Source organism: Vreelandella aquamarina, from assembly GCF_900110265.1.
In the GTDB taxonomy this organism is placed as follows: domain Bacteria; phylum Pseudomonadota; class Gammaproteobacteria; order Pseudomonadales; family Halomonadaceae; genus Vreelandella; species Vreelandella aquamarina.
The window spans coordinates 47,312-65,709 of record NZ_FODB01000008.1 but is presented as its reverse complement, the minus strand read 5'-3'; the positions used below and the strand labels follow the sequence as shown (position 1 = coordinate 65,709).

The following is an 18,398-nucleotide window of genomic DNA, read 5'->3' as shown; positions in this document are numbered from 1 at the left end:
ATGCAACACACAGCACAGAGGGTGTGAAATGACGCAAATCGCCACGACGTTACCCGACGTACTGGTTGGGCCTTTGCTGCGTCGGCTATCGCCGTCGCGGCTCATCTTATGGCTGGTAGCGACCCGTCCGCTGACCATGCAGCTTGTGCTGAACCCCGAGCAAGAGGAGCAGCAAACCCACGCGTTAGATAACGCCCACCAGTGCGTGGCGATTGGTCGGCATGCTTATATTCACTGTATCGACCTTTCGCTGCCCACCGCGCTGCCCACCGACACCCGCATTGCCTACGACCTGCAGGTGCAAAGCACTGACGGCGCGTGGCAGCCCCTGCCGGAGTGGGCGCCGTGGCTATGCCACGATGACTATGACTACCCAGGGTTTGTGTTGGCCTCTCGCCACCACCGTCTGATGCACGGCTCCTGTCGTAAACCCCACCATGACAGCGCCGATGGCTTAGTGCGGGCCGATAACTGGATAGCCGAGCGCCAAGAGTCACCCGCCGAGTGGCCCGCGTGGCTGCTGATGACCGGCGACCAAGTGTACGTGGATGACGTGGCAGGCCCCATGCTGCGGGCGGTTCATGCGCTGATTGCCCGCCTGGGGCTAGTGGATGAACTGCTTGAGGGCGCTACCGTCGATGATAGCCAAGCGCTGTATAACGCCCCGGAAAGCTACTACCACCGGGAAGCGCTGCTGCCGGATGTCACCAGCAACGCGGCGCTGCGTGAGCGCTTTTTTGGTGGCGTAAAAAAGCCGGTATTCACCTCGGCGAACGCCCAGAACCACCTGATGACGCTGGCCGAGATGCTCGCCATGTACTGCCTGGTGTGGTCGCCCGCGCCGTGGCAGGTGATTGCCTATGACGCCCCGGCGTTAGGCGAAAAAGAGGCTGAGGCTTACCGGGAAGAGCAGGCGATCATCGAAGCGTTCGTAGAGGGTCTGCCTCAGTGCGCGCGGCTGATGGCCCACGTGCCCAGCCTGATGATTTTTGATGACCACGACGTGACCGACGACTGGAACTTGACTGCCGACTGGGAGCGCTGTGCCTACGGCCACCCGTTCTCAAAGCGTATTATCGGCAACGCACTGGTGGCGTACCTGCTCTGCCAAGGGTGGGGGAATGCGCCCGATAAACTTAATCCGTTGCTACACCAGGCGATCACCCTGTTCGACGATGTCGGCCCGCTGAAGCCTGACCACCAGGACGCGTTTATCGAGCGGCTGCTGCGCTTTCAGGGCTGGGAGTTTCAGGTGCCGGGCACGCCCGTACTCATCGTGCTGGACACCCGTACGCGCCGCTGGCGCAGCGAGCGCAGCCCCAACCGCCCGTCAGGCTTGATGGATTGGGAGGCGCTGATGGAGATGCAGCAGGCGCTGCTGGGCACTAAAAGCGCGGTGATCGTCTCGCCTGCGCCCATGTTTGGCGTCAAGCTGATCGAAAGTATCCAAAAACTCTTCACCCTGGCGGGCAAACCGCTGGTGGTGGATGCCGAGAACTGGATGGCGCACCGCGGTGCGGCCAACGTGCTGCTGCATATCTGGCGGCACTCCAAAACCCCCGGTAACTACGTGATCCTCTCCGGTGATGTTCACTACTCCTTTGCCTACGATATCGTCGTACGCCGCCAGAAGCGGGCTCCAAAGCTATGGCAAATCACTTCGAGTGGGGTGAAAAATACTTTTCCCAAGCAGTTGCTGAATACCTTCGACCGTTTGAACCGTTGGCTCTACGCGCCGTTATCGCCGCTGAACTGGTTCACCAAGCGGCGCAAGCTTAGCATCTACCCCCGGGACCCAGACCAAGCCAGCGCCGGAGAGCGGCTATGGAACGCCAGCGGCATTGGGCTGGTAAGCCTGGATGAGCAGGGCAACCCGACGGATATTCGCCAGCTCGATGCCAGCGGCGGTGACGTGGTCTTTCCGCCCCCTAAGGTGCCTGTCGACTCGTAGAGAACCGCTGTCTGTCATACAAATGTCATCACAATGACGCACGCTTGCTGCCCTAGAACCTTCCTCATGGAGCGTTACAAATCATAGGGATAGTTTACGTTTGATAGGGCAGCAGGCATATGACCGCACAAGAAGCGCAGTGGCTAAATCAAATTATTGCGGCAGAAGAGCTGCACGTGCTATTCCAACCGATTGTGGACGCCAATCAGCAGGCCATTTATGGCTATGAAGCGCTGATCCGCGGGCCAAAAACGTCCCCGCTTCACTCCCCTCTGCGGCTATTTGATGTGGCGACCCAGGCTGGCCTGCTGGTTGAACTGGACTTGCTGTGTCGGCGGCTCGCCATTCGCCGCTTTGCCGAGCTTGAATTGCCGGGGCTGCTGTTTCTCAACGTGATGCCGTTAACCATCGTGGAGCGTGACTTCCGCGAGGGGCTGACGCTGAGCTTTATTCAAGAGAGCGGCCTGCCCCCTGAGCGCGTGGTCATTGAGTTGACCGAGCACGTGCCGATTCACGACTACGAACTGATGCGTCAAGCGGTGGACCACTACCGCGATATGGGCTTTCAGGTGGCGCTGGATGATTTAGGAGCCGGGCACTCCAGCCTGCGCCACTGGTCAGAGCTGCGGCCCGACTTCGTCAAGTTAGATCGCCACTTTATCTCTGGTATTGATCAAGAGCCTGCCAAGCGCGAGTTTCTGCGCTCCATTTTGGATGTGGCGCGTAGTCTGGATTGCCAGCTCATTGCGGAAGGGGTCGAGACGGCTGCCGAGCATCTCTGCCTATGGGAGCTAGACCGCGGGTTGGCACTGCTGCAGGGGTTTTACTTTGCCCGGCCAAGCCTTCAGCCGCCCATGCAGCTCAATACGCTCCTGCCTGCCACGACCCAGCTTAAAAGTCCGGCGGGTCGCACCGCGCACTCCATTTTACGCCCCATTGAGAGCGTCTCGGCGAGCTGTTTGGTGCCAGCACTGGCCGAGCGCTTTCGCGGGGACCCGCGCTTGCGCTGCGTGGCGGTGATCGAAGAGGGCGTTCCCGTGGCGGTGGTGCGCCGCAATGCCTTCCTCACGCTGTTCACCAATCAGTACAGTCACGCGATGTACGCCAAGCGCTGCGTGCTGGAGATTGCTGACCCTAAAATGATCGTCGCGGATGCGGATCTCTCCCTGGAGGCGCTTAGCCAGCAGCTCACCGACAGCCGCGACATCGAACAGGAAGATTTCGTCATCGTCGATAGCGACGGTCATTACCTCGGCATGGGCAATATCGTCGACCTGCTGCGGGAAATTACCGCGATTCAAGTGCGCCAAGCGCGCCACGCGAACCCGCTCACTGGGCTGCCCGGTAATATTCTGATTAACGAAACCCTAGCCTCCTATTTAGCCCAAGGCAGCGGATTTGCGGCTGGCTATGTGGATTTAGATAACTTCAAAGCGTTTAACGATGCCTACGGCTACGCCCGCGGCGACCACGTGATTATTTCGCTCTCAAGGCTGCTACAGGCCCAGGTAGAGAGTGCGGGTGGCTTTATCGGTCATATCGGCGGCGATGACTTTATGATGCTGCTACCGCTGGGCCATTGGAAAAACGTTTGCCAGCAAATCCTTCACTCTTTTGAAGTGATGGCGCCTGGATTTTACGAAGAAAAAGACCGCCAGCAAGGGGGTATTTCGATAGAGAGCCGTCAGGGAGGCGTGACGTTCTTCCCCTTTGTCAGTGTCTCCATTGCGGTTAAACCGATTACCGACCCCGCCCCTTGCAAGGCGCTGGAGATCGCCGCGCAGCTCTCGGAACTCAAGCACCAGGCCAAGAAAACCGCGGGTAACAGCCTGTTTGTGGAGCGGCGCGGCTGCTGTGTAGGTGGCTGTCGCTAGGTTGTCACGCAGCCGTAATCAAGGCGTCACGAGAGTGTCCTGCCGCTGTCATATCAAAACATCACTATGGCGTTAACACTTCATAACTCGCTTAGGTGATGCATGCACACTTGTTCGTATGCAATGCGCTGCTGCGCCAAGTGCTGGAACAGCCGCTTAGCAATGGCTTAGTGATGGATTTGCCCTATGCGGCGATGAGCCGCCTGCGCCACGAGCGCCATGCACTAGGCGAAAGCACGTTTATCGAGTGGATAGGCCGTTAACGGCGAGTGATGCAGTAGCGGGTCAACGGCGCTTAGGCCATGATAAGAGCAACACGTTTTTTGGAGCGTTGCCATGTCATTGAGTCGCTGTTCATCTCTTTGTGCGCTGCTCATGCTGCTGCTCTTGGCAGGGTGTGCCAGTAAAGACGTAGCTATGACCCCCGCGCCCAGCCTGCCATCGGGCATCTCGATGGAGCGCGCGTTGATTCTCTCCCATGCGCAGCAGGCGATTGGTACTCCTTACCGCTTTGGCGGCAACTCTCCGGATGGCCTGGACTGCTCAGGGTTAGTTGAAATGACCTACCGAGCCGCAGGCATTTGCGTGCCACGCACTGCCGATAGCCAATTTCGTGCGCTTCCCCAAGTAGATGCCCCACGTCCCGGCGACCTGCTGTTTTTCGGCGATGGCCATAAAGCTACCCACGTGGGCATCTACGGCGGTAACCGCCAGATGATTCACGCTCCCGGTAGCGGCTGTGCCGTGGTAAGCGTACCGCTGGATATCGACTATTGGCAGCAACGCTTTTTAGGGGCGGCAGGTCCAGCCTGTTAAGTGAGCTGCCAGGGTGATACAGGTCAAGGTATATTTTTTCTTATCGCTATACACTCGGACTGTTTTGTCAGCTAATCGTATTTAATTGCCCGGCAAAATGCGGCAAACTTGGTAAATAAAGAGTCTATATAGGCCAATAAAAAAACGAGTACGCCGCTTACCTCCCTGAACGATGTAAATTGAGGCTAAGCAACGCGATGAAAGAGATTCTCCACCGCTTACCGATGCGGTTTAAGTTTGCCCTAGTATTGGTGCTGCCTTTGATAGCGCTGGGATGGTTTGCTGCCAGTGGTGCCATTGCCCGGCAGGCAGTGGTTAACGAGCTGTCACGTATGCAAGCACTAACTGCACTGGCTCAACAGGCAGGGGGCTGGGTACATCAAGTGCAGCAGGAGCGCGGCATGACGGCTGGCTTTTTAGGCAGCCAGGGGAAGGTGTTCGGAGATCGGTTGCGCCAGCAGCGTTCAGATACGGATGCTGCTGCGGAAGCTTTTTTCCAACAGCGTGATCAACTTGATGCAACGCTGCTGACCTCCACGATCAGCTCGCAGTTGGCTGCGGTTGAGCAACAATGGCAGCAAAACCAGTCGCTGCGTGACCAGGTAGACCTGCTTAGTGTGGCAACACCGGAAGCGCTAGGCCACTATACAGGGCTTAATAGCTTGCTGATGGTACTCGTTGGCGAGCTTGCCCACCTAACGGGAGAGGGCGCGATTACCCGTCAACTGGCAGCCTATTATAATTTGTTAGAGGCAAAAAATTTGGCAGGTATTGAGCGTGCGCTTCTTTCAAATGTATTTGCTGCCGATGCGATGCCTGAAGCGACCCTGCAGCGTCTCTTGTCATTAATAGGTGAGGAACGTGCATTTCTAGAAACTTTTCGTGCCTTATCTGGTGCTGCTAACCGTGAGGCACTGGAGACAGCTTTGAGTGGCCCGGAGGTTGAGCGCGTGCTGGAGCGGCGCGCACTAGCGATTCAGCAAACGGCAGGCTTCGGGGTAAACCCAGAAGAGTGGTTCGATTGGCAAACAGTAAAAATTGGCCGCTTAAAGGCGCTTGAAGATAGCGTGTCTGCATCTATCGTGAGCACCGCTGATGAGCTTAAGCGCCAAGCACAGCGAGATCTATGGTGGTACTTAGCGATTGCTGTAGTGGCTGCTGTAATTGCCATTGGCATGGCAATACTCATTGTTCGCACCATGACGAGACCGCTTCAGCGAGCGTTGGTAAGCATTGCCGAGCGCGGCGATGACTTGACGCAGCGCCTGCCGGTGCCCGGTAGTGATGAGCTTTCTAGGCTTTATCAAGCGGTAAACGATGCGTCAGCGCAAACAGAACAGTTGATTGCTGAAATGAAGCGCAATGCACAGTCGGTAGCGCTTGCCAGCAATGAAATTGCTCAGGGTAACCAAGATCTTGCTCAGCGCACTGAGGAGCAGTCAGCGTCACTCGTGCAGACAGCTTCCAGTATGGAGCAGATGACCGCCACCGTGCGTCAGAATGCAGATAATGCGCATCAGGCGCAGCGCATGACCGGTGATGTTGCTAACCAGGCACAAGAAGCTACTGAGGTGGCAATGCAGGCCCGGCAGGCAATGCAGCACATTCATCAGGCGAATGAGCAAGTGACAACCATCGTAACGGCCATCGATAATATTGCCTTTCAAACTAACCTATTGGCACTGAACGCATCGGTAGAGGCGGCGCGTGCGGGCGAGCATGGGCGAGGGTTTGCAGTAGTCGCTGATGAGGTACGCAAGTTGGCAAGCCGCAGTGCCGAAGAGGCTAGCCAGATCCGCCACTTGGTCAACAATAACGTAGCGCGTATTAACGAAGGTGAAGCGTTAGTTGCCACGACAAGTGACACACTGGAAAAAATTGCTGCGCGTGTGCAGCAGGTGGCGACACTGGTAGATGAGATTGCGACAGCTAGCCATGAACAGTCAGCGGGAGTTGAGCAGATTAGCCATGCGATGGCACAGCTTGAAGATGTTACCCAGCAGAATGCTTCTTTGGTTGAGCAAGTCGCCACGGCAAGCCGCTCGCTAGATGACCAGGCTGAAGAAATGACCACGCTGGTTAGCCGTTTCCGCGTTGCAGAAATATCGCCACGCCATAGTCAGCAGCTTGCCTACAGTTAATGGCGCTAAGTAAAACGCGAAAAAGGGAACCCGGTGTTCCCTTTTTGTGAGAGAGAGGGGCGTTGGCTTATGTCTGCTGAGGCTAAAGTAGCACGTTGATTTAACGCTATTTAATCTAAAACATCTGTAGCAAGACGGTGTTAATATAACCGAAAGTCATTAAATTTAACCAGCTTATACGAGGAGAGCAGAGACGTATGCGCCCGCCCTTGAACGACTCGAAGGAGCAGTCTTTGCCTCACCCCGCTGCCCAAGCAGTATCTTGGCCGTTTAGCGCCGCCACAATGTCAGTGACCGATTCTAGTACGCTTTTAGCGCCTGCTGAATCGGCATTTCGTTACGCTAATGAGGCCATCATCATTACCGATGCTGATAATCTTGTGGTGGATGCTAATCCAGCCTTCTGCGAATTAACGGGGTTGTCGCTAAGTGAAGTTCGAGGCCGGTCGCCGGAAGCGTTTAGCATTTTGCCACTTGATGATAGTCGCACCACGCGTCTGTTACGCGAGGAGCTTCAACTGCGTGACCGCAGTAAAAGTCAGATTAGTTATCGTAGCCACGACGGGCAGTTTTACCCCGGTATGATGTCAATTAACCGGGTACGGGATGAGCAGGGTCGAATTGATCATCATGTGATTGTGCTGGCAGATCTTTCTGCCATTCCTTCCCACGCCCGTCACTTGAACCGTGAAGTCTATTTTGATGCGTTAACAGGGCTGCCAAACCTGCAGCTGCTGACCCAGCTCATTCAAGAGTCCATCCAGCACGCAGAAAGTCGACAACTGCCGCTGGCGATTTGTTCTCTGGATATTGATCACTTTCACGCCATTAATGCCCGTCTTGGCCCTCCGGTAGGTGATGCTTTGTTATCGGCATTTGCACAACGCATCAGCCATCTACTGTTTGGTGATGATGTACTTGCTCGTATCGGCGGTGATGAGTTTGTACTGCTGCTTCACCATGGTGTCGAGGACTCGTTTTTTGAAAAGCTGTTGGCCTCCATTCGCCAACCGCTAATCGTTGAAGGCCAAGCAATTTACCTGACTGCCAGTTTAGGCGTTACTTCTTACCCAAGCGATCATGCTCAAGGCGATGTGCTTTTGCGCCATGCCAACCAAGCTATGTATCGCGCCAAGCAGCGCGGCCGGGATACCTACCACCTTTTTGATCCTACCCATGACCTTCTGCTTCAGGTACGCCATGAGCAGCGTCAGCGCTTTATGGATGCACTAAAGCATGGCGAACTACGACTTTTCTATCAGCCGCAGGTAGATATGCGCAGCGGCCAGGTTGTGGGTGTTGAGGCATTAATTCGCTGGCAACATCCCGAACGTGGGCTGTTATCTCCTGGGCAGTTTTTGTCAACTATAGATGCCACCCCGCTGGAAGTGGATCTAGGCGAGTGGGTGTTAGAGCATGCGCTACAACAGCTGACTCAGTGGCAAAATGACGGTATTGAAATGCCGATTAACGTCAATATCAGCCCTACGCACCTTTTGGCGAGCAACTTTAGCCAACGCTTAGCAGAGCTGCTTGCCCGCTACCCCACGGTGTCGCCTTCACTGTTAAAGCTGGAAGTATTGGAAAGTGCGGCAATGCATGATGTGAAAGCTGCGCTAAAAAATATGGCTAGTTGCCAAGCGCTAGGAGTCAGTTTTGCCATTGATGATTTTGGTACTGGGTTTTCGTCGTTAACTCATTTACGCCAACTGCCTGTCAATCTAATTAAAATTGATCAAAGCTTTGTGCGCGATATGCTGAGCGACCAGGATGATATGGCCATTGTCGAAAGCGTTATTTATATGGCGAATCGATTTAAACGCCCAATGCTGGCCGAAGGCGTAGAGACGCTTGAGCATGCCAAGGCGCTAATGGCGCTGGGATGTGAGTTAGCCCAAGGGTATGGTATTGCTCGGCCAATGCCACCAGAAGCCGTATCAGAGTGGCTAACACATTGGACCCAGCGTCATGAGTGGCGAGCGTTAGCCACGCTATAGTTGCTCAAATGATTTAGCGTTTAAGCCGCCTGCTCGGGCGGCTCGTCATTGGCAGGCTCACTATCATGCTCGCCACGCGCTTGGTTCATCTCGCTCTGTTTTTGTGCGGCCTCTAGCTTTGCTTCGAGTAAGTACTGCCGTGCTTGAGCGGCAACTTGCAGATCCTTTGGCGATGGATCAGCTGGTGCCATGGCGGCTGCAATCACTGTCTGCATCTTTTCGACTGTAGCTTGTGGATCGCCAGGAACCGGACCGTAATCAATCGGCACCTCACCGGCTACTGCATAGCGTTTGCCGTCTGGGCCGACCTCATAATCGTAAGAGGCACCGCCTGTGTAGGGCCCGCCTGCTGTTTGATGAGCCATTTCATGCTGGCGCACTTCTCGATCTGTCTGCTTTAACTGCTCAAGTTGCTGAATCTCTTCCGGGGCTAACGGAGTGCCATCAGGGCGAGTAGGGCCCGCCGTCTTTTCGCTACTCTCTGTACGCTCGTCTGTCTCTTTGCTTGGCTCAGCGTTGGAAAGCGGGCCGTCGGCCTTAGAGCGTTGACTGCCAGTCTCGTTCCGCTCTACCCGCGGAGTAGGCAGGTTGGAAGCCGACCAAGTCGCAGTGGAGCCGGAAAACGCATTTAAAGCAGAAATATCCATAAGCGATTACCGATGTTTAGGCCATTTCAGTTAGTATGGAGTATCTGCGAGCCAGCCGAATTGCGCAACGTTATGCTCTCAATAGACGTCATTATTCATCTAAGTGTCAACGAATGCCTTGCCCACTATGAAGGGCAGTACGACAATGTGCGTACACGAAGTGTAGATGGTCGCTGGGTTGTTTTCCCTGCTCAAGCGCTTAGACGCGTGGTGGGGGAGGAGGGGGTTCATGGTGTTTTTCGGTTAACGTTTACCGAGCAAGGTCGTTTTCACGATATTGTTCCACTTAATCGCCGCTGAGCCTGCTTATGCCCCAATATAATGCAAAAATGACGCTGAATGAGCTTGTTTACTCCGTCATACCTAATTTAAACACCGCCGAGCGTTTAGTGTGCAACACCTTAGATAGCTTGATTGAGTCTGCAGAAAACCCTCTTGATGTCTTTAAGCGCACCGAACAGCGCCAAGCATTTAATTTAGAGCTACACCGAATCCGCATGAATATTAAGCATTTGCTGGATCGCTATCGCGCCGATGTTGATGAAATAATGCGAAAAAATGGCGGTGTGGATGGCCCGGTGATTGAGCCAGATGCGTTAGAGGCCGATGCCATTCAAAGTGCCATTGATATTTATCAGCATGTTCGAGCGTTTCAGCGTGGCGAGCAGCGTCATCCAATCCCGCGCCGGTGATACATACATGGCATTAATATTGCCTGTATAATGTGGCACATGCTTCAGGACTACCCGCCTGAATGCTTGCAGCTCGCCTACCCGGCAGCAGCTGCTTACACATTAGGAGATTACCCATGTCTGCCTCACCTGTCACATTGATGGTGGCTCGTCGCGTCGCGAATAGTCGCTACCAAGACTTTAACCGTTGGCTAAATGAAGGTCGTGAACTCGCTGCTGACTTTCCTGGCTACTTGGGGTCCGGTGTATTGGCGCCCCCTAAAGAAGATGATGAGTATCAGATCATTTTTCGCTTTGACAGCCAGGAAACCCTTTCTGCTTGGGAGCATTCGGCCTCTCGCCATGCTTGGCTTGAGCGGGGTAAAGGCCTTTACGATGCGCCCCATGAGCACCGGGCAACAGGCTTGGATGCGTGGTTTAAGGTAAGCCCTGGAGCTACCCCACCGCGCTGGAAGCAAGCCGTAGCCGTCTGGCTGGCGTTTTTTCCCATTTCACTACTGTTTCAGTGGGCGTTTGGCAGTGTGTTAGCCGAGTGGCCGCTCATTCCGCGGGTGCTGATGAGTACCATGATGCTGACTCCCGTTATGGTGTTTGTGTTTATCCCGCTTTCAACACGTTTACTAGCGCCGTGGTTACAAGGAAAGTGGTCGCCCATGGATCTTTTTGCCCGCTTTCGACAGCAGCATAGAACGTGAGTGTTTATCAATTAACGCAGCTCGACTGGTTGAAAGGCCACGGTTGCTACCGCTATCAGGGCTATCTATTTGGGCGACCCACGCCCATTGAATATCTTTTCGAAGCGTATTAAAAAGCCCGCCCAGTGCACGAGCGCTGGGCGGGCTAGCGTGTTTACCTACTAAGGCTAGCCAAACAGCGCGAAGCTTTCGGCATTGAGCCACATATGAACCAGGATACTGGCGATATACCCCAGCAAAATCACGGGCGACCAGCGCAAGTGCCCCATAAAGGTATAAGAACCGCGCGCTTGACCCATCACGGCCACGCCAGCGGCTGAGCCAATCGATAGCAGGCTACCACCTACGCCCGCCGTCAACGTGATTAGCAGCCAGTGCCCATGAGACATTTCAGGTTCCATGGTAAGTACGGCGAACATGACCGGGATGTTATCAACCACTGCAGACACTACCCCTAGCGCAATATTCGCCCACGTAGCGTTCCAGCCGGTGTAGAGTGCTTCTGAAAGCAGCCCCAGGTAACCCATAAAGCCAAGGCCACCGACGCACATCACTACCCCGTAGAAAAACAGCAGTGTGTCCCACTCTGCCCGAGCAACGCGGTTGAAGACATCAAACGGCACGACGCCCCCTAGCTGTTCCAGCTTTTTGTTGTCACCCAGGCGGCTATAGCGTTCCCGCTTGCGTTCCAGTGAACGGGGTAGGCTCTGGCGTAGGTAGTAACCAAAAAACTGTAAGTAGCCTAGGCCGGTCATCATGCCCAGCACGGGCGGAAGGTTAAGCAGTGTATGACACAGCACCGCTGTGCCAATGGTCAGCAAGAAGAGCGCAATAATGCGTCGCGCTCCGCGCTTGAGCTGTACATCCTCATATACGCTGCTGGGCTTTTGATCTTTAATAAACAGGCTCATTACCATCGCTGGGATCAGAAAGTTAACCAGCGACGGAATAAACAGGATAAAGAACTCCTGGAATTCAATCAGACCGGCCTGCCATACCATCAGCGTTGTAATATCGCCAAACGGACTAAAAGCACCGCCTGCGTTTGCTGCGACCACAATATTGATACAAGCAAGGTTAATAAAGCGTTTGTCGCCTTCGGCTACTTTAGTGATGACGGCACACATTAGCAGCGCAGTGGTTAAGTTGTCGGCAATCGGAGAAAGAATAAAGGCAAGGCCGCCCGTTAGCCAAAAAAGCGTACGATAGTTAAAGCCTTTGCGCAGCATCCAAGAGCGCAGCGCATCAAATACTCGGCGCTCCTCCATGGCGTTGATATACGTCATGGCGACCAGCAGGAACAACATTAGCTCGGTAAACTCCAGAAGCGTCACGCGAAACGCGTACTCGGACGTATCCGACATGCCGTTCTGGACATATACCCAGCCAATGAGTCCCCAAATAATACCGGCGGCCACCAACACAGGCTTGGATTTGCGCATGTGGATTTTCTCTTCGGCCATGACCAAGGAATAGGCCAGGACAAAGATTGCCACCGCGAAGAACCCTACCGCAGAGGTGGTTAAATCAATCTCACCTGTGACCGCGAAAGCGGCTGGGCTAATAAAAAATAATAAGGCCGCTAACAAAAAAGGCCAGCAACGAGTCACTCGAAGCTGGCCTGGGTCATGATGTAACGTCATCATAGTGTGTTTATCCTTATAATGGTTAAAAGAAGGGGGAATAAGCGACGCTAGTTTAGCAAGCGATATTGCGCTGCAATACGGAATAAAACCGAATGAAAGACTGTGATAAATAAGTTATTGCGTCTTTTTTTTGGAAATTATCCGTTTCGCTAATAGTAAATTTCGCCAGATAATGTAATGAATTTAGGCTGAATTAGTTAGACGATAGTCGGCTATAAGTAACCCTACCATTACCAGTCAATGTGCTAGACACGGCTTATCGGCACAATGAAAGCCACTTCCAGCCGTCTCAGCACTCGTGAGAAATCAAGACGAAGGCCGGTAGGGGGGATCAACACACAGGAGGGGGGCGGCATGCACACAGGCATACACGGTGCGCAATGCTGTATAGAGTGATGCGAAAGCATACAGGCACAAAAAAACCCGCACGGGGCGGGCTTTTCAGCGTCATTCAGACCTATATGGAAGCATCTGAATTTAGGTAGGTGGTGGAGGCGGCGGGAATTGAACCCGCGTCCGCCAGCACGCGCCCATTGGCTCTACATGCTTAGATTCCGTCATTTGCTTTAGCGCGACTGACTCCGACGGTCAGGATTCAGCCACGCGAGCCTTCTAAAGTTTAACGGTTGACGAGAAGACACCGCCAACCGCGGTCCTATCAGCTTTAGCTCATATCCCCGCAGTGATGAATAGGCACATCACCTTGGGGCCAGACAAGAAGCTAGCAGGGTTTAAGCTGCCAGCGCGCCTTGAGCGTAGTTTTCGTCGTTTGCGACTATTTTTCGTGATGTGGTATTTACGAGATACATCACGCTCTCGGCATGCACCGCAGGGTTTGTCACCGGCGTCGAAACCATGTCGCCCCCTTAGTCAGAGCCGCATTCTAACGTGCTCATCGCTAATTGACCAGTTATGCCTTGTTATGTTCCCGCATAATTCGACCTTTTTGGCGATTCCAGTCGCGGTCCTTCTCAGTGGCCCGCTTATCATGGATTTTCTTACCGGTCACCAGCGCCAGCTCGCACTTCACCTTGTTGCGCTTCCAGTAGAGCTTGAGCGGTACACAAGTGTGGCCCTTGTCCTGGGTGACCGAAAAGATTTTGGCGATCTCTTTACGGTGAAGCAGCAGCTTACGAGTTCGCGTGGGGTCAGCAATTTCATGGGTGCTGGCCGTGTTCAGCGGCATAATATGGCTGCCCAGCAGGAACGCTTCGCCGTTGCGAATTAAAATGTAGGTGTCGGTGAGCTGCGCTTTACCAGCGCGAAGGCTTTTCACTTCCCAGCCAGCCAGCGCTAAACCCGCTTCGAAGGTTTCGTCGATATGGTACTCAAACCGTGCCTTCTTGTTCTGGGCAATGACACTGCTGCCGGGGCCCTTACTGTTACCTTTCTTAGTGGCCATGGAACCTCATCGTTGATCTGTCAGTAGCATCCCCCTTCGTTATGCGGGGAGGCGTGATACCATTCAAGGTCTGAAAAAATGTTTCCCATGATACGCTTTGGGCACTGTGAAGTCAGCGGAGAGGTCAATGCCAACCGTTAATCGTACCGCCTTGGTGCGGCACACCCCCCAACAAATGTTCGATTTGGTCAATGACTTCGAACGCTATCCCGAGTTCCTGCCGGGGTGCCGTCGGGCGCGTTTACTTGAGCACGACGCCGACCACCTGATTGGCGAAATGACCCTGGGGCGCGCCGGGGTGGAGCAAACCATTACCACCCGCAACAACCTATTCGCTCCCGAGCGCATCGAGCTGTCGCTGGTAAAGGGGCCATTCAAACAGTTGAAAGGACGCTGGCTGTTTACGCCGATGGGCGAAGATGCCTGCAAGGTAAGCCTGGAAATGGAGTTTGTGTTTGCCAACCGGCTGCTCAGCATGGCGTTTGGCAAGCTGTTTCAGCAAATTGCCGGACAGCTGGTGGATGCCTTTACCAAGCGCGCAGACGAGCTCTATGGCCGATAGCCTATTCAAGGTAGAGGTCGCCTTTGCGCTACCCCATAAACAGCGCATTGTGGCGCTAACGGTGCCGGAAGGCACCACCGCGCGCCAAGCGGTGGAGATGGCGGACTTGCCCAGCCTGTTCCAAGAAGTGCCTAGCGACACCTTTACACAGGCGCCGCTAGGCATCTTTGGCAAAGCCATTCGCCACCCGGAAAAAGAGCCGCTGCGCGAGGGCGACCGTGTGGAGGTGTATCGCCCGCTGCAGATCGACCCGAAGGCGGCCCGCCTAGAGCGGGCCAAGCGTCAGGCCAAAGAGCAGTAGCCTGGCGCTTACTCGCCAGTGATGATCGGCTGCGGCTCGGGGGCGGTTTCCGGCGTGGGTGTTCGCTGGCTGGGCAGTGCATCTAGCGGGTCGGCACCTTCAACGGCCGGCCCCATACCGCGGTCTGTGCTCACCGGCAGGTCGCGGGATAGGTCTCCCTCCTGCTCAATGTTGACCAGTCGGCTCGCATCATCAAACGTGAGCGTGACGCGGCGCTGCTCAACACCTCCATAGGCTTTATCGATGCGGTAAACGTAGTCCCATTCGCGGGAGTCGAAGGGCGCTTCCAGCAGTGGGCGGCCCATTACGTAGGCTACCTGCTCTTGAGTCATGCCCGGTTGGAGCTGGCTGACCATCTCCTGGGTGATCAGGTTGCCCTGGGGGATGTCACGCTTATAAACGCCGACATAGCTACAGCCACTGACAACGGTCAGGGCGACGGAAAGGGTAATGATACGAGTCAATTTTTGCATTTGAGCCTGTTCTTCACTATCGTGGTTTCGGTCGATGATACCCGACCTAACCTGTTACTGCGAAGAGCAACCATGGCCGATCAGAACCATGAACTACGCAAAGCCGGGCTGAAAGTGACCCTGCCGCGCGTCAAGATCCTGCAGATTCTCGAAAATGCTTCGGGCCAACACCACCTTAGCGCAGAAGAAGTGTATAAAACACTGATTGATGCGGGCGAGGATGTTGGCCTGGCAACTGTCTACCGCGTGCTGACTCAGTTTGAATCAGCGGGCCTTGTGATTCGTCACAACTTTGACGGTGGCCATGCAGTATTCGAGATGACCCAAGAAGACCACCACGACCATATGGTGTGTCTGGAAAGCGGTGAGATCATCGAATTTGTCGATGACATCATCGAGCGTCGCCAGCAAGAGATCGCCGAAGAGCACGGCTACGAGCTAGTGGACCATGCTCTGGTGCTGTACGTACGCCCCCGTGGGTCGGACGTTACGCGCCAGGACAGTGGCCCCACGAACCGCAAGTAGTCCGCTGCCACATGAAAACGCCCTTGGGGTGCCAGAGTAGTTCATCTGGCGCCTCAGGGGCGTTTTTGTAGGTCGCGTGATGGCCGAAGCGCTGCCTTCGCCCGGCGAAGGGCAAAGGCTTGGCGTGGGCTTGGTTGAGTTTGGTTGAGCTTAGTGAGGAGGGCGCTGGCTGGCGTGAAGCATCTCACGTGCATGGGCCAGGGTCTGGTCGGAAAGTGTCACGCCGCCCAGCATCCTCGCCAGCTCGCTAATCCGGCCGCGTTCGTCCAGCAGCGCCATGTGGGTGAGCGTGGTGTCTCGCTTGGCGCGCTTTTCGATGTGCAGATGCTGGTGCGCCTGGGCAGCCACTTGAGGCAGGTGGGTCACGGTCATTACCTGGCCGTTTTCGCCTAGTTTACGTAGCAGTTGGCCGACGATTTCCGCCGTTGCCCCAGAAATACCCACGTCCACTTCATCGAAGACCAAGCTCGGAATCGTCGAATGCGACGCCGCTACCACCTGAATGGCCAGGCTGATGCGCGACAGCTCGCCACCGGAAGCGACTTTGGTGAGCGGCCGGGCGGGTTGGCCCGGGTTGGCGCTGATCAGGAATTGCACATGGTCCAAGCCCTCGGGGGAAGGCGTTTCGCGTGGGGTGACGTCCACGTCGAAACGTGCTTTGCCCATGGCCAGGAAGGCCAACTGCTGCTGCACCTCTTTGCCCAAGCGAACAGCAGCCTTTTGGCGTGCTTCGGTGAGCTGTTTGGCTTCGCTGCGGTAACGCTCGCGGTACTCGGCCACTTGACTGCTGAGAGCTTCTAGATCGTCATCGCTGGCTTCGAGCTGCGCCACCTCTTGTTTGAGTTGGGCATGCAGCGCGCAAATCTCTTCGGGAGCGACGTGGTGCTTACGGGCAATGCGGTGTACGTCGCCCATGCGCTCCTCGACCCACGCCAGTCGCTCTGGGTCCAGTTCGGTGGTGCTGGCCAATCGGTGCAGCTCGCTAGCGGCTTCTTCGACTTGAATTCGGGCATCGCTCAACATGGTGAGCGTATTGGCCAGCGTGCCTTTATCGCTGCCGGGCAGCGCACTCAAGTGGGCGTAGGCTTGGTTGAGAAGCGACAGCGCGCCCCCTTCATCGCTTTCGCAGCAGTCGGCGGCAAACTGGGTTTCACGTAGGGTCTCTTCGGCGTGGGCCAGGGTGTGCTGCTCCTCTTCCAAGGTTTGCAGCTCGCCTTCGGCAAGGCCCAACTGGTCCAGCTCCTCGACTTGATAGCGCAGCAGTTGGCGTTTGGCCTCGACTTCGCTGCCCTCTTCACTGAGTTTTTTCAGCCGACGGCGGGCACTGCGCCACTCGCGGAACGTCTCGGCTAGCTGCTGGCTGCGTTCGCGAAGCCCGGCGTAGTCATCCAGTAGCGCCAAGTGCGTCTCTTCCCGCATCAAGGCTTGGTGGGCATGCTGGCCATGAATCTGAATCAGCTGTTCACCCAGAGATTTCAAATCGGCAATGGTCGCTGGGTGGCCATTGATCCACGCCTTGGAGCGCCCGTTGGCAGTAACCACGCGACGCAAGAGGCACTCATCGGCAGGCAGCTCGCGGGCGTCGAGCCACTCGGCTGCTGCGGGCAGGTGCTGGATATCGAAACGGGCGGAGAGGTCGGTTCGCTCGCAGCCGTGGCGCACGCTACCCGCATCGGCGCGCTCGCCCAGGCAGAGCCCCAGAGCACCCAGTAGAATGGATTTACCCGCCCCGGTTTCCCCCGTAATGGCGGTCATGCCACGGGTGAGGTCGAGTTCGAGACGATCAACGATCGCATAGTCTTGGATCGCTAGCTGCGTAAGCATAAGGCCTCCTGAGGCGGTGCGGCACAGAAGCTGGATACTTATCCAATAATTGTTGTTTTATACAGTAGTCGATAACTCACTTCAATGCCCCTCTTGAGATGGCTTTGATGGCCCCCATATAGGCTGCATACGTGGTTAACACCCGCTACTTACCTCAGGTGGCCGCCACCGGCACCGTTACTTATTTCAGGAGCAAGGCATGGCAAAAGAACCGCAAACCCCGTTGGAAGATGAGCTGGCACGCCAAGAGCAGGAAGCAGAGGTCACCGACCAGTCTGCCGAAGAACGGTTGGTGGAAGGCGAACTGGAAGGGTTGATCGATGACGATGCACCGCTGAAAGATAGCGCTAGTAGCCCCGAAGCCGACGTGCTGGCCGCTCAGGTAGAAGAACTCGAGCAGAGCCTGGCGGAAGCCAAAGACCAAGCGCTGCGGGCTGCTGCCGAAGCTCAGAATGTTCGCCGCCGGGCGGAGCAAGAAGCCGAAAAGGCGCGCAAGTTTGCCCTAGAGAAGTTTGTCAAAGAGCTGCTGCCCGTGGTGGATAGCTTGGAGAAAGCGCTGGAAAGCATGCAGGACGATGCGTCCGAGGCGCATCGCGAAGGTGTCTCCATGACCCTCAAGATGCAGCTCGACGTGCTGAGCAAGTTTGGCGTCGAAAGCATCGAGCCTCAGGGCGAGCCCTTCGATCCACAGGTGCATGAAGCCATGGCGATGGTGCCGAACCCAGAGCTCGACCCCAACACCGTGATGGATGTGATGCAGAAAGGCTATCTGTTGAACGGCCGCCTCGTGCGTCCTGCCATGGTCGTGGTCAGCCAAAAAGCGAATTAAGCCGCGTTGACGCATTGCCGCAA

Annotated in this window: 17 protein-coding genes, 1 other RNA gene and 1 pseudogene; 13 read left to right on the top strand and 6 right to left on the bottom strand. The window is 55.5% G+C overall.

From position 1 onward, the window contains the following. Positions 1 to 28: 28 nt before the first annotated feature. The 6 genes and pseudogenes from BMY49_RS03730 (at position 29) to BMY49_RS03705 (ending at position 8,779) form a co-directional block, all read left to right on the top strand. Entirely contained in the window at positions 29 to 1,951 is a 1,923-nt protein-coding gene (locus tag BMY49_RS03730) for an alkaline phosphatase D family protein (protein WP_062360508.1), read from the top strand. A gap of 119 nt (positions 1,952 to 2,070) precedes the next feature. Beyond that, on the top strand, positions 2,071 to 3,825 hold the full coding sequence (locus BMY49_RS03725; protein ID WP_089674890.1) for a bifunctional diguanylate cyclase/phosphodiesterase: 1,755 nt from the start codon (positions 2,071 to 2,073) through the stop codon (positions 3,823 to 3,825). A 104-nt stretch (positions 3,826 to 3,929) separates the two neighbouring features. After that, a pseudogene (locus tag BMY49_RS03720) lies at positions 3,930 to 4,088 on the top strand (histidine phosphatase family protein); the annotation flags it as partial. A gap of 73 nt (positions 4,089 to 4,161) precedes the next feature. Further along, entirely contained in the window at positions 4,162 to 4,641 is a 480-nt protein-coding gene (locus BMY49_RS03715; RefSeq protein WP_062360512.1) for a C40 family peptidase, read from the top strand. Between the two features lie 224 nt (positions 4,642 to 4,865). Beyond that, a complete protein-coding gene (locus BMY49_RS03710) occupies positions 4,866 to 6,782 on the top strand; it encodes a methyl-accepting chemotaxis protein (protein WP_089674903.1) in 1,917 nt (638 codons plus the stop codon). A gap of 284 nt (positions 6,783 to 7,066) precedes the next feature. Next, on the top strand, positions 7,067 to 8,779 hold the full coding sequence (locus tag BMY49_RS03705) for a putative bifunctional diguanylate cyclase/phosphodiesterase (protein ID WP_244154906.1): 1,713 nt from the start codon (positions 7,067 to 7,069) through the stop codon (positions 8,777 to 8,779). Between the two features lie 20 nt (positions 8,780 to 8,799). Here the strand turns inward: BMY49_RS03705 and BMY49_RS03700 are convergent, their stop codons facing one another. Beyond that, entirely contained in the window at positions 8,800 to 9,426 is a 627-nt protein-coding gene (locus tag BMY49_RS03700; protein WP_062360516.1) for a putative metalloprotease CJM1_0395 family protein, read from the bottom strand. Positions 9,427 to 9,498: 72 nt separating this feature from the next. Between BMY49_RS03700 and BMY49_RS03695 the strand changes: the two genes are divergently transcribed. From BMY49_RS03695 to BMY49_RS03685, 3 genes are all read left to right on the top strand, one after another. Next, positions 9,499 to 9,726, top strand: coding sequence for a DUF2835 family protein (locus BMY49_RS03695; protein WP_074211151.1), 228 nt, complete (start codon positions 9,499 to 9,501; stop codon positions 9,724 to 9,726). A 29-nt stretch (positions 9,727 to 9,755) separates the two neighbouring features. After that, positions 9,756 to 10,118 carry a hypothetical protein gene (locus tag BMY49_RS03690; RefSeq protein WP_228168860.1) on the top strand — a complete coding sequence of 121 codons (363 nt, stop codon included), beginning with the start codon at positions 9,756 to 9,758 and terminating at the stop codon, positions 10,116 to 10,118. 116 nt (positions 10,119 to 10,234) lie between these two features. Next, on the top strand, positions 10,235 to 10,813 hold the full coding sequence (locus tag BMY49_RS03685) for an antibiotic biosynthesis monooxygenase (protein WP_062360521.1): 579 nt from the start codon (positions 10,235 to 10,237) through the stop codon (positions 10,811 to 10,813). Between the two features lie 167 nt (positions 10,814 to 10,980). Here the strand turns inward: BMY49_RS03685 and nhaD are convergent, their stop codons facing one another. From nhaD to smpB, 3 genes are all read right to left on the bottom strand, one after another. Next, positions 10,981 to 12,459 carry a sodium:proton antiporter NhaD gene (gene nhaD / locus BMY49_RS03680; RefSeq protein ID WP_062360524.1) on the bottom strand — a complete coding sequence of 493 codons (1,479 nt, stop codon included), beginning with the start codon at positions 12,457 to 12,459 and terminating at the stop codon, positions 10,981 to 10,983. A gap of 486 nt (positions 12,460 to 12,945) precedes the next feature. Then, positions 12,946 to 13,325, bottom strand: a transfer-messenger RNA (tmRNA) gene (ssrA, locus tag BMY49_RS03675). Between the two features lie 44 nt (positions 13,326 to 13,369). Next, the gene (gene smpB / locus BMY49_RS03670; RefSeq protein WP_062360527.1) at positions 13,370 to 13,861 is read right to left on the bottom strand and encodes an SsrA-binding protein SmpB; all 492 of its coding nucleotides are present in this window, start codon (positions 13,859 to 13,861) and stop codon (positions 13,370 to 13,372) included. 127 nt (positions 13,862 to 13,988) lie between these two features. Between smpB and BMY49_RS03665 the strand changes: the two genes are divergently transcribed. Together BMY49_RS03665 and BMY49_RS03660 are read left to right on the top strand one after the other, a co-directional pair. Then, entirely contained in the window at positions 13,989 to 14,423 is a 435-nt protein-coding gene (locus BMY49_RS03665; protein ID WP_062360530.1) for a type II toxin-antitoxin system RatA family toxin, read from the top strand. Next, a complete protein-coding gene (locus BMY49_RS03660) occupies positions 14,413 to 14,724 on the top strand; it encodes an RnfH family protein (protein ID WP_089674886.1) in 312 nt (103 codons plus the stop codon). Before BMY49_RS03665 ends, BMY49_RS03660 begins: the two co-directional genes overlap by 11 nt. Before the next feature lie 8 nt (positions 14,725 to 14,732). Here the strand turns inward: BMY49_RS03660 and BMY49_RS03655 are convergent, their stop codons facing one another. After that, on the bottom strand, positions 14,733 to 15,197 hold the full coding sequence (locus tag BMY49_RS03655; RefSeq protein ID WP_089674884.1) for an outer membrane protein assembly factor BamE: 465 nt from the start codon (positions 15,195 to 15,197) through the stop codon (positions 14,733 to 14,735). A 72-nt stretch (positions 15,198 to 15,269) separates the two neighbouring features. Between BMY49_RS03655 and fur the strand changes: the two genes are divergently transcribed. Next, positions 15,270 to 15,722 carry a ferric iron uptake transcriptional regulator gene (fur, locus tag BMY49_RS03650; RefSeq protein ID WP_016915905.1) on the top strand — a complete coding sequence of 151 codons (453 nt, stop codon included), beginning with the start codon at positions 15,270 to 15,272 and terminating at the stop codon, positions 15,720 to 15,722. A gap of 150 nt (positions 15,723 to 15,872) precedes the next feature. Here the strand turns inward: fur and recN are convergent, their stop codons facing one another. After that, positions 15,873 to 17,546 (bottom strand): DNA repair protein RecN, encoded by a 1,674-nt coding sequence (gene recN, locus BMY49_RS03645; protein ID WP_089674882.1) that lies wholly within the window; start codon positions 17,544 to 17,546, stop codon positions 15,873 to 15,875. Positions 17,547 to 17,745: 199 nt separating this feature from the next. On the opposite strand from recN, the gene grpE reads away from it, so the two are divergent. Beyond that, the gene (grpE, locus tag BMY49_RS03640) at positions 17,746 to 18,375 is read left to right on the top strand and encodes a nucleotide exchange factor GrpE (protein ID WP_089674880.1); all 630 of its coding nucleotides are present in this window, start codon (positions 17,746 to 17,748) and stop codon (positions 18,373 to 18,375) included. The last annotated feature ends 23 nt before the right edge of the window (positions 18,376 to 18,398 follow it).